This is a genomic window from Legionella sp. 227 (genome assembly GCF_043161935.1).
GTDB lineage: Bacteria > Pseudomonadota > Gammaproteobacteria > Legionellales > Legionellaceae > Legionella > Legionella sheltonii.
Genome location: NZ_CP171154.1, coordinates 598,135 through 611,245 on the forward strand (window position 1 = coordinate 598,135; position 13,111 = coordinate 611,245).

Consider the following 13,111-nt stretch of genomic DNA (forward strand, 5'->3'; position numbering starts at 1 on the left):
TTCGGTTGCAGTTCATCCGAACGCAGCAAGGAGTCGCCACAATGCAGCACCGTGTTACAATGGGAAACTTCTTGCTCTGATTGAGATGGGTCGGGGGGGAGTAAAAATCATCGTGTAGCCAAAATAGGCTTCAAAAATTGCCCTGTATAGGAAAGCTCGCATTCGGCAACCTGTTCTGGCGTACCCGTTGCCACGATACGTCCGCCTTTACTTCCTCCTTCTGGCCCCAAGTCAATAATCCAATCCGCCGTTTTGATCACATCCAAATTATGTTCAATAATCACAATGGTATTGCCTTGTTCTCGCAAGCGAAATAATACGGATAACAACTGTTTGGTATCATGAAAATGCAATCCAGTTGTTGGTTCATCAAGAATATATAAAGTGCTTCCTGTATCTCGCTTTGACAGCTCACGCGACAATTTGATTCGCTGTGCCTCCCCACCGGAAAGGGTAGTCGCACTTTGCCCTAACTTGATATAAGACAAGCCCACATCCATCAGAGTTTGACATTTTCTGGCTAATGCCGGAATCGCTGCGAAAAAATGGCTTGCATCTTCAACCGTCATTTCTAAAACTTCATGAATGTTTTTGCCTTTGTATTGAATATCAAGAGTTTCTCGATTGTAACGCTTGCCCTTACATACATCGCATGACACATAAATATCAGGCAAAAAGTGCATCTCGACTTTAATAAGTCCATCGCCCTGACACGCTTCACAGCGCCCCCCACGCACATTAAAGCTAAACCGTCCAGGCTGATAACCCCGTGCCCGAGACTCAGGAGTTGCGGCAAATAATTCGCGGATATGAGTAAATATTCCAGTATATGTAGCCGGATTAGAACGCGGAGTCCTGCCAATCGGACTCTGATCAATATCAATCACCTTATCGCATAAATCTAAACCCGTGATTTCTTTAACGGAACCAGGAGTAAATAAACTGGCCCTATTTAATAGATTTGCGGCACTTGGATATAAAGTATCATTAATTAAACTCGATTTTCCGGAACCCGAAACCCCGGTAATACAAGTAAGCAAACCCAAAGGAATACTGACATCGACATCGTGTAAATTATTACAAACCACTCCTTTTAAATGAATCATTTTTTCGGGATTAATTGGCCGACGGTTTTCAGGAATTGCAATGGATTGTTTCCCAGATAAATATTGACCCGTCAACGAAGCTGGAGATTGCATAATTTCTTGAGGTGTCCCACGGGCAACAATTTCGCCGCCATGGACCCCAGCGCCAGGACCTATATCCAGAACAAAATCAGCATTGCGAATCGCGTCTTCATCATGTTCCACCACAATGACCGTATTTCCCAGATTCCGTAAGTGCATTAATGTTTTTAATAAGCGATCATTATCTCTTTGATGCAAACCAATGGAGGGTTCATCCAAAATATACATCACCCCCACTAATCCCGAGCCAATTTGACTGGCTAAACGAATACGTTGGGCTTCCCCTCCTGATAATGTTTCAGCACTACGTGTTAAGGAGAGATAATCCAGGCCTACATTGACCAAAAACCCTAATCGCTCAACAATTTCTTTGTTAATCTTTGCTGCAATTTCACCTTTATAGCCGGTCATATGCAAATTTTTAAAAAATACATAGGCTTTTTCGATCGAATAAGCGGTAACTTCAGGTAAATTTTTGTTATCAATAAACACATTCCGGGCGGATTCACGCAATCGTGTTCCTTGGCAACTCTGACATGGGCGAGATGATAAATATTTAGCAAGTTCTTCACGTATCATTCCCGAATCGGACTCCCGATAACGTCGTTGCATGTTAGGAATAATGCCTTCAAAAGGATGCCGCTTGACCATATACCCACCATTGGGCCTATGGTAATGAAAATCGATAACCTCATTTCCCCCATATAAAACAATTTGACGCACTTCCTCAGGCAAATCACAAAATGCAGTATGAATATCAAAACCATAATGTTGTGCAAGCGATTCGAGCATTGAAAAATAATAAGTCGTTTTCTTATCCCAACCACGAATAGCCCCTTCGGCCAAACTGGCTGTTTGATCATGAACAACACGATCCGGATCAAAAAACTGATCAACACCCAATCCATCACAAGAAGGACAAGCACCAACTGGATTATTGAATGAAAAAAGTCTGGGCTCTAATTCACTTAGGCTGTATCCACATTCTGGGCAAGCAAATTTGGAAGAAAAAACCAGATCATCAAATTGATTCTCCATAGAAGCAACAATTGCAAGGCCCTCTGCCAAATTTAAAGCATTTTCAAAGGACTCGCTTAAGCGCTGCGCAATGTCAGGCCTGACTTTAAAACGATCCACCACGACTTCAATCGTATGCTTAGTACGCAGACCCAGTTTAGGAGGCGAATCCAATTCATAGAGTTCTCCATCAATTCGAGCACGTACATAGCCTTGAGCTTGTAACTGCTGTAAAAGCTGGACCTGTTCTCCTTTGCGTTCTCGCACAACCGGAGCCAAAATCATCACTTTACTGTCTGTAGGCAAAGCAAGTACTTGATCCACCATTTGACTAATCGTTTGCGCATGCAAACTGACGTGATGTGTAGGACACCGAGGTTCGCCCACACGTGCGTAGAGTAACCGCAGATAATCATATATTTCAGTAATGGTCCCGACTGTCGAGCGAGGATTGTGCGACGTTGCTTTTTGCTCAATGGAAATTGCCGGTGATAAACCCTCGATTGAATCCACATCAGGCTTTTCCATCATTGATAAAAATTGTCGCGCATAAGCAGAGAGCGATTCGACATAACGACGCTGCCCCTCAGCATACAATGTATCAAAGGCCAACGAGGATTTCCCTGAACCGGATAAACCCGTAATTACAATGAGTTGATCGCGGGGTAAATCCAGGTCAAGATTTTTAAGGTTGTGGGTTCGTGCACCACGTATGGTGATAGTATGCATAAAATTCGATAATTTTGGTTTAAGACAGATTAGTTATGGTTTAATTATTTGCGGCTTCGAAAAATTTAATTATACGTCAAAAAAATAGAGCGTATAGATCAAATAAGTATTTTTACTTTGAAAACAGATCAAAAATAATTTTTTATTTTAGCACATTTTTACACAGAAAAAATGAAATTGTTAGACTCCTGTTTCTAATTTACAGAGTGTACTACAATAAAAGACTTAACCTCTTCATTTTAAAAACTTAAAAGGATTTTAAATATGAATACGCTTTTGCAAAGGATATTGCTATGGCTCTTACTTTTCATATCTCCATATGCTCTTTATGCACAAAATGACTATACACAGAATGATGCTGAAGTATGTCAATGGGTGAAAAAAATTCTATTGAGTACTTTATCCGTAGATTACAATTATGACTCAAGTAATGATACAGAATTACATAAAAATTATACGGGAAATGCCTGGAATGCCTTAACCGACTTCCTGGGCAATTATCTTGAGGTGATCAAAAACCAACAACTCACACTTCACCCCACTTTGATTACAGAGCCCTATATCGCTGAAAAAGGTATCGCTTTAAATATTCATTATTGGCGGGTTAATGAAGTGGTCTCCATTCCTGAATTAAATCTTACGATTGCTTTTTCCCTCATAGTTATTGAAGCAAATCCACTGCCCCATGGACATTTGCTCATTCAAAGTATGGATATGGTAAAAAAGGAAAACCAATGAACATGTTGACTCGTTTTAAATTCTTTCTTTGGAAATTTAGTCATTTTCAAGTACCCCTGATCGGCTACTTAAAACCCCGGCTCATAAAACTTACCGATACTGAAATCATTATTTGCCTCCCTTTAAATCGGCGCAGTCGTAATCATTTGAATTCCATGTATTTCGGCGCTCTCAGTGTTGGTGCTGATTTAGCGGGAGGTTTACATAGTTTTTATCATGCAAGCCAAAAAAAATTAAATCCTTCTATTGTTTTTAAATCATTTCAGGCCCAATTCCTACGCCGCCCTGAGTCTGATGTTTATTTTGTTTGTGATGAAGGAGCAAAAGTCGAAGCCATGTTAGAGGAGTCTCAAAAAACTGGGGAACGAATAACTCAACCTATCCAGATCAAAGCCTATACAGATTACCCTGCTTTCACGGAGCTGGCTGCAGAATTTACTTTGGAATTATCCGTAAAAATACGTTCAAAATCCCTGTAGCATAAACAATAGAGACAGAAGTTATTATTGTTTTATCTACAATTTCAGTCGAAAATATTATCAAATTGAGATATTATTAGTACCGACTTAGTAATGCCCAATAAAATAATTGATGATTAGGCTACTGTAAATGATATTTGAAGAATATGTAAAATTATTAGAGTCATTTAAGAAAAACCAGATATCTAAAATACTGGAGCAAATTGACACTAAAATTTTCGACATTCTATACAGCAAACATGTTAGTCCTCTAATAGTTCCTTATTTTCCTCGCTACGAGCTTTGTTTCATGTCGGATGAAGCGGAATTAAAAGATAAAAACATCTACATAAGGGAAAAAAATGGAAAAATTGCCTATTCAGTAATTATTCCCAGTGAGGAGGGGGCTAAAGATAAAAAGGAGGTTAAAGATGTTGTTTTAAAAGAGCTCGACGCACCAATCCCTTTTAAATACAACATTGGCTTAATGACCCACGGCTTAGTCCCTGAAAAAGGCTCTTTTTATGCCCGTATAATTGATGCAGGCCTTGAATATACCGTTATTGATCCACAAGGAAAATTGATAACGTCGATAATAAAAAAAGAAGAATTAAAGCTTAACTTACGCTCAGGTTTTTCACCTAAGGATCTTGAGCCTTTTATGCCCGAAATTCTTAGAATTACATCAAAAAGAAATCACACCCTTCCTTTTACACCCGATGCATTTAGAGCGCGTGTATTATCAGCGGCTGCAAGGAATGGTCATATTCAGTGGGCTCCTTTTAGCAACTATGATCTGGACCCTGATAATATTTCTCAAATTAAAAAACTAATCAATGCACTCTATCATGCGCGTCTTACATTTTTAGATTTGGAAAATATTGATGTTAGAGATCTTAAGCGCAGTTATACTGATCTGACTTTACTCTATGGTAAAACAATTAATTCAGCTTATGAAGCAAGTTATCTGCTTACTCATTTAGACGTTGATTTGACAGACATGTTTAATGAGGAGTTAGCCCTTATTTTGCCTGTATTCAGTCAAATTCAAGCGTTTGCAGACAACTATGCTAAAGAACAAAAGGCTTTTGTCAAAGCGCTCAAACCTATGCCATTAGCATCGCAAATAGGGGAAATAGCCGGAATCGCCGTCGATCAACTGCGCCCCATTAGTAGTGATGTGGATTATAATTTTCTGGCTCAGTTCAGTGCCGTTTTACCGAGTTATATTGATAAATTGACTCATTACATAGAACAATATTCTTCACAGATAAAAAAATCAGAACCTAAACTGAACCAAGAAAAGCTGGCCGAACTGCAAAAAGCAGCACTAAGCCTATTGAATGATATAGAAAATTTAAAAGGAAACCGCTTTTTTCTTTCATTTAAATTTTTAAATTATATCCACATAATTAGTAATCTAATTACTTTATCGATGAGCACTTTAGAACAAATTGGAGAGCTCAGTGAATCATCTCAAGATCTAGTTCGCGATAAATTAGCGCAGCTTAAGTACACTTTGTTACCCACTTTATTTGGTTTTGTTGATAAAATTGAAGACAACGCCATGCTAAAGCCTGGCACTTTGTCTGTTCCTTTAATGGAAAAAATCAAAGTTTTATACGAAAAAATACTTTACCTGCCCAAAAAGGCAATTGATTTTAAAGAGAAAGGAGCGGATTTACTGGAAATAGAAGATCCGCGCTTTATCGAATTAAGATTAGAAATGACGTATAAAAGGATCGATAAAGACAATAAATCATTATATAAAATTAAAAAAGCAAATACCGCATGTAAAGAATTTTTTGAACTGTTACAAGATCCTCGTTATAGAAATCTTCGTTTGTATCAACTTCCTCCAGAGGTTAAAAAAGAGCTTATAAAGCTCTATAAGCTTATTAAGCCTTATATGGCCCAACTCGACATCGATTTAAATGAGGTCATAATCTCGAGATTAACAGGTCCTGAAAAAGAAGATTGGTACTCTTTTATGGGCTCGAGCATAAGCAAGTTAAAAAGACAACTTCCTTCAGACCATATCAGTTTTGTTTTGAAAAAAGAAAAGGCGTTAAAGAATCTAATTACTAAAGATGAAAACAGTAAGGTTTTTCATATTAAATTAAATAAAGACCTTATTGATTCGGTGCACAAAAAAGCAAATTTAGTTTTATTTCCTTACAGTGAAAAAGCAAATGTGTATACGGTTGATGAATCAATACCGTTGCAAGTTGAATCAAAGCAAGATAAGACATCAAGGATTAGCAAAAGCAGATTTCTAGAGATCCAAGCTGCTTATTTGCGTTTTGTCCATCTAGTAAAAGAGCAAATCGCCGCAAAACCAGGCTCCTTTGAAAAAAATTTGGATCTAAGCAAACTCGATGATGCTGTAAAAGCAGAGTTCCAACGATTGTTTAAAGTGTTTCAACCGTACTTGGGATCTATGACCTCCACTGAGTGTAAAGACTCAGCAAAAAATCTTGAACTCTATCTAGCCGATTTATTTGCACAGAATCCGATCACCAATATCCCCCTAAAAAGTTCTTTTCTCAGTCTGGATAAAAATATTCAAAGCTTTTTTGATTACATCAATTTTGAGTGGTTCAATAAAGATGAGTTCCAGAACATTCGTACCGCCTACACACAATTTTCTCAAATAATAAAAAAACAGATCGAAGAAAAACCCCAGCTCTACGGTAATAACTTGCTGTTAACCAGTTTTGATAACGAGACAAAAAATAAGTGTCTTCAGTTATTTCAAGTCTTCCAGCCCTATTTTAAATTGGGAATACCACCAGAGCTTAAAGAGGCAGCTCAAAATTTTGAAAAATATTTGGCTGCATTCCTTGCCAATAAGCCAGTAGAAATATTAGAAGCGCCCCCTGTATCCTTGTTTTTACAATTGGATAAACATACCCAGGACTCCTTTGCCAAATGGCAGGATAAAAGCCAAACTTTTTATGATTTCGCCAATACGCGATTTCTTGATGAAAAAGAATCGGAGGCTCTGAAGAGTAAACGAGAAAAAGATGCAAAACTGCTTTTTAAACAAGTAGAAGACGATAAATTGCTGCATAATCTTGATCAATTAAATTCGGATCAAGCTCTTGAAATCTACCAATGGTATCAAAATAAGCATAATAAATTCCTGGTTGTGACCAATGCATATTCTCAATTTCTCGAGTTGCTCCATAAAGCAATAAAAGACAACCCTCAAATTCGAAAAAACATATCGTTGTTAAGTTCTCTTAAGCCAGGAGTAAAAGCTCAACTACGCAATTTATATAGTATTTTTCAACCCTACTTAATTTGTGCCCTTCCCCCCGAACAGCAAGAAGATGCGTTAAATTTTGATAACTATTTGGTTGCCAGTTTATCAAACAGAACGATATATCGCAGGGATGCTCCACCTGTACTAATGTTCTTAGGATTAAAAGACCATTTCCGGGAAACCTTTATTCGCGTCACTAACGAATGGAAACGAAGAAAGGAGCGTTTTTATAACTTAGCTCAAGATAAATTTACTCTCGAAAATGACGCAGCAGTACTTAAAGCCGATCCCAAAACAGGTAGAGAACACTTTGTTATCCAACATACTAATTATTCCAAATGCATTCATGCATTCAGACAATCTTTATTTGAGGTAACAAAACTATTTAACTCTTCAATGCAGCAGGCATTAACTCCCTATACACCACCAAAAACCATAGATATTTCACCAATTGGCATGTTGAAAGAGGCCGTGCAAACTGTATTCCCTCCCTCAGTAGTACCATTCCCTGAAATGGAGGATAATAACAAGCGATTGAGTCAAAGCAGACAAGTCTGTGCATTAAAAGACATTTTTAACAGTTTGTTCCATTTGGAAGGAATTGTTCATGAGTTAGAAAATTTAAATAATCAAAGTATTAAAACTCAATACGTACGTTATTTATTACAAGCCTACGAGCATCTCAATGAAATCATTAAGTCAGCACAGCGTTTGGCTGCAGATCCGCACTTAAGATTCATAGCTCGTGATTTACTTAATAAGGCCCAGGATCTTTATGCCACATTCCAGGAACATTCCGATGCATACCAAGTAGCACCGGAACAAGTCTCCTACGAAGCAGCTAAAGTTCAATACAACGCACTTTGGTATATTATTAATGCCTTTTATATTAGCCCTAAACATATTCGCGCCTTAAATAATACAAATTATCTAACTACTGAAGAACTTGATGAGTTACATTTTCGCGCCAAAAAATCAACTTCAATTATAGAAGGCTTGATTAATAATTCTAATTCCTATTTTAAATTGTTCCTGCAATCCCCCAATATGATTTTTCTTTACCAGGAACTCACAGCAAAGCTGAATGAATTTACCAGCACTTCTCATGACGCCATAATGGATAATATGGAAAATATGCGATCAAGCATATTTACACCAATGCTTCTTGAGGCAGATCGCTGGGAAAACCGATTAGGACTCTCACCAGGAATTTTATCCGGCCCCTTAAGGCAAATTACTAATGAGTTTTTTAAAGGTCTAGTGCATCCACTGCCACTGAGTAGTTTGGATTCCAAAACACGTATCCGATTAATATATGATAAAGAGCCACTAGAAAAAAGAATTAGTCTGGCTACAAAACAGATCAAAAGAAACCAAAAATATCTCAAAAAAATAGATAAAGACTACAAAGATATTGAAAATCTATACTATTGGTATCGTCAAGTAACCACCCCACTTGATTTTTTTGATTTTGCCACTCCCCAACCGCAAGTTGAGTCAACTAAAGCAAAAATGGAGTTATGTGCTGCTTATAAAAAAGCCCTACCCAAACTAGCGCAACTAAAACGGAATAAAAAGGTCGAAATTGCTCCAAGCCCATACCCTGAACATCATACGCTGGATGCGCTATGCAATTCTGGACTGAAAGCATATGATCCTCATTTTACCGAAATCGAAGCGTTAATCGTTGCTAGCCATCATTATTACTTGGGTTTAAAAGCAACGCATCAAATGCGACTAGAAACTACAGAAGAGCATTTAGCTTATCTCAAGAGTTTAGAGCCAATCCAAGAGCAAGAAAAACTGTCTTTCATTGAAGAGTATACTACTGAATCATTCGAAAAAAATCTTGAAGCAAAGTGTAATCCCATAGACTTGCAATTTACGGATCAAGAATACGTTGCTGAGCTTAAAGCCTATTTAATGAAACTCAAAGATGAAATAATTGCGAAAGCAAAAGTGTCTAAGAATATTGATCGAAGTATCGAAAAGCTGTTGGAAATAGAAATCAGTAAATTTGAGAAAAAATACTATGCTGAATACTATCATCTTGATACGGTACAAGTGGCTCTGGCTCAATTTAAAACTTATTTCAAAGATTTGAAAGCCGCCAGCCGCAATAGAAATTCTATATTTGAAAGCAAAGAAACTTTAAATAAAAAATCTAAATGCATTCGCCTTTTAGATGAAATTGCCCGCAATAAAACACTAAAGGTACAAGAACGCATACAACAAATAAAATTACAGGTTGAAAATCCCAATTTCTCAAGAATTATGCTAGCGCATAAGCAAGTGGATACTTTTAGTTGGACTTACTTAAAAATGTGTTTTTTATCCCTGCTTGAAGCATTGAATTTATATACACCAACTCGACAAAAGCTCCTGGATAATATTAATGAAGCCGTGCACAATCCACCTGAAATCAAAGCGTTAACTCAACGACTTGGTCTATTTGCTGCAAAAACTGCTAAAGATGCCGATGCAAAAAGATATGAAGCCCCTGCAATGCCTGCCGCGACTCCCTCTGCTTGATTATATTTACCCCAAAGATTCTTCATCCTCTAAATGCTCTGCCGCAGCTATTTCTGTATGATCTGCCGCTAATAACAAATACATTGACGGCACCACAAAAAGCGTAAACAAGGTACCTATCGAAATTCCCGTTGCGATGACTAGACCAATATTATAACGGCTCTCAGCACCAGCCCCAGTAGCAAAAATCAAGGGGATAACCCCTAAAACCATTGCCGCGGTAGTCATCAAAATAGGACGCAATCGAATTGCCGCTGCTGCTTTTATGGCATCTAGCTTTTTTTGCCCACTTGCCTGTAAGTCATTGGCAAATTGCACAATTAAAATGCCATGCTTGCTGATGAGCCCAATCAGGGTAACCAGTCCCACCTCACTATAAATATTCAGTGTGGCATCACCTATCCCTAAACTGATAAAAATCATGGCCCCACAGATCGACATAGGCACACTAATCAAAACAATAAGAGGATCACGAAAGCTTTCAAACAAGGCTGACAATGATAAAAAGATAATGATTAAAGCAAAGAAAAAAGTAACAATAAGACTGGATCCTTCCTGAATGAATTGACGTGATTGAGCAGCATAATCGATATAATAACCTTGAGGGAGAACCTGTTTGGAAATATTGGCCAGCGTATCCAACGCTTTGCCCATAGAGATACCAGGATAGGCTACCGCAGAAATTGTGGCGGAATTAAGTTGTTGAAAATGGTTTAATGATTCAGGAACAACTTGTCGTTGTAAATTAGCAACCGTGGCAAGAGGTATTGAGGCGCCCGAAGAAGTTTTTATGTAATAATTCAATATTTGATCCGGGTTTAAGCGTGTCGCCCGCATTACCTGTGGAATAACCTGATAAGAGCGGCCTGCTAAATCAAAATAATTGATATAGCCTTCACTTAAGGCGGCTCCAAATACATTGCCAAGATCTTGCATGGTCAAACCAAACTGAGATATTTTATCCTGATCTAAATTAATTTTTGTCTGTATTTGGTCGATTTTGAGATCAGGATTAATGTAAGCAAAAATACCGGCCTCATCTGCTTTCTCTAAAACACGCTGTAACACAATATTTAATTTTTCAAACGTTTCTGTAGTTGTAATAACAAATTGGATGGGCAATCCACTTCCACCTCCAGGTAATGAAGGTAATTGAAACGCTGCTACCTTGGCTCCAGCAATTTTATTGAGTTCATTTTGAACCAGGGGCTCTAAATCATTGGAGGTTCGTGGACGCTCATCCCAAGGCTTTAAAACCATACCAATGATGGATGTATTTAATCCTTGGTAACCATCAACTTGGAAAATATGATCCGTTTCTGGAAACTTTCTAAAAATGTCATTCACTGCATTGGCAGAAAGTTGCGTTTGCGCGAGAGAAGCGTTTGCTGAGGCGGTTACCTGAGCAATGACAATACCCATATCTTCTTGGGGGGCCAACTCAGTCTCTGAAGTAATAAAAAGAAAATAATTACTGAAAAGGATGATGATTGCAAAGACAATAACTACCGGCAAGTGATTTAATGTAGCAGATAAAATTCGTTTATAAAAATGTTCAAGTTTTGTAAAGGAATCATCGACATACGTCATAAAACGCCCTTTAGCTGCCCCATCTCCCATTTTAAGAAATTTGGAACACATCATGGGCGATAAAGTTAATGCAATTACAGCCGAAACAGTAACCGCACCCGCGAGTGAAAATGCAAACTCGGTAAATAGCGCACCGGTTAATCCACCCATAAAGCCAATCGGTAAATAAACAGCAATTAAAACTACCGTTATTGCAATAATGGGATTGGCTAACTCACGCGCACCTAGTAAAGCGGCTTTAAACCGTGTTTGCCCTTCTTCTATATGGCGTTGCACGTTTTCAACAACAATAATCGCATCATCAACTACCAATCCTATAGCCAGAACTAAAGCCAACAAAGTAAGTAAGTTAATTGAATACCCCAAAATGAGCATTATCCAAAATGCCCCAATCAAAGATAAGGGAATAGCAACTATGGGAATAACAACCGAGCGAATTGAGCCAAGAAAAATAAAAATGACAACGGTTACGATTAAAAAAGCCTCTAATAAGGAAAAGATTACTTCATTTATCGAAGAATTCACAAATAAACTGGCATCATATACAATTTTTCCCTGTAAACCTTGGGGAAATTGTTCCTGGATACTGGGAAATATTTTTTTAATCTCATTAATTACGGTTAAAAGATTAGCTGAAGGTGCAACTACAATCCCGATATATACTGCTGTTCGCCCATCAAAACTCACTGCAGAATTATAATTTTCTGCTCCCAGACTGACGTTAGCCACGTCTTCCAAACGAATAATCGCCCCATTTTGAGCTTTAATAACCATTTTCTTGAATTGGTTTACATCCGATAGATTAGTACCCGCAGTAAGATTTTGGATGAACATTTGCCCATCGGTACGGCCCACTGCTGAAATAAAATTATTATTTGCAAGAGCAGTTCCAACTTCTGCTGCGGAGATTCCATATCCTGCAAGTTTCACGGGATCCAACCACGCGCGCAGGGCAAAAGTTTGATTCCCTAGAATTTGAGCATTTTGAACCCCATTAACTGCCTGTAATTTAGGCTGTACTACCCGAATTAGATAGTCTGTAATTTTATTAATCGGTAATTCATCGCTATAAAAACCAATATACATAGAATCAATAGTTTGTCCTACTGAAACGGTGATGACCGGTGTTTGTGCGTTTTTGGGAAGTTGATTCAGTACCGCATTCACTTTAGTAGTAATGTCGGACAAAGCTTTTAGTGGATCATAATTGAGAAGAAGGTTTACTGTGATCGTACTAGTACTCGGAGAGCTGATGGAAGTCATGTAATCAATTCCATTTGCTTGAGCAATGGAGTTCTCTAGTGGAGTAGTAATAAAACCAGCAATAATATCAGGATCTGCGCCAGTATAAGTGGTAGTTACAGTCACAATAGCATTTTCAGTAAATGGATATTGCATTATGGGTAAAGAACCAATAGAACGTAAGCCCATTGCTAAAAGCATCAAGCTGATCACCGTAGCCAGTACAGGTCTTTTAATAAAAATATCGGTAAACCGCATTATCTAATCCTTAGATTATTCTTTATCTAAACTGCTCACGTCATGGTTCATCGTACCTTGGTTAAGACACAAGCCCTAACCGCGACTTATAA

Annotated in this window: 5 protein-coding genes; 3 read left to right on the forward strand and 2 right to left on the reverse strand. The window is 38.0% G+C overall.

Features of this window, described 5'->3' with window-relative positions; translation table 11 throughout:
• Nucleotides 1–107 precede the first annotated feature (107 nt).
• Nucleotides 108–2,933 (reverse strand): excinuclease ABC subunit UvrA, encoded by a 2,826-nt coding sequence (gene uvrA, locus ACF8MK_RS02510; RefSeq protein ID WP_392538054.1) that lies wholly within the window; start codon nucleotides 2,931–2,933, stop codon nucleotides 108–110.
• Nucleotides 2,934–3,197: 264 nt separating this feature from the next.
• Between uvrA and ACF8MK_RS02515 the strand changes: the two genes are divergently transcribed.
• The 3 genes from ACF8MK_RS02515 to ACF8MK_RS02525 all read left to right on the forward strand — a co-directional run bounded on the left by ACF8MK_RS02515 (nucleotide 3,198) and on the right by ACF8MK_RS02525 (nucleotide 9,929).
• Nucleotides 3,198–3,671, forward strand: a complete 474-nt coding sequence (locus ACF8MK_RS02515) for a hypothetical protein (protein WP_392538055.1) — start codon at nucleotides 3,198–3,200, stop codon at nucleotides 3,669–3,671.
• Nucleotides 3,668–4,150 carry a PaaI family thioesterase gene (locus ACF8MK_RS02520; RefSeq protein ID WP_392538056.1) on the forward strand — a complete coding sequence of 161 codons (483 nt, stop codon included), beginning with the start codon at nucleotides 3,668–3,670 and terminating at the stop codon, nucleotides 4,148–4,150. The genes ACF8MK_RS02515 and ACF8MK_RS02520 overlap by 4 nt, the downstream gene beginning before the upstream one ends.
• 130 nt (nucleotides 4,151–4,280) lie before the next feature.
• A complete protein-coding gene (locus ACF8MK_RS02525) occupies nucleotides 4,281–9,929 on the forward strand; it encodes an SdhA (RefSeq protein WP_392538057.1) in 5,649 nt (1,882 codons plus the stop codon).
• Between the two features lie 6 nt (nucleotides 9,930–9,935).
• Here ACF8MK_RS02525 and ACF8MK_RS02530 read toward each other — a convergent pair whose 3' ends face one another.
• The gene (locus ACF8MK_RS02530) at nucleotides 9,936–13,019 is read right to left on the reverse strand and encodes an efflux RND transporter permease subunit (RefSeq protein ID WP_392538058.1); all 3,084 of its coding nucleotides are present in this window, start codon (nucleotides 13,017–13,019) and stop codon (nucleotides 9,936–9,938) included.
• Between the last annotated feature and the right edge of the window lie 92 nt (nucleotides 13,020–13,111).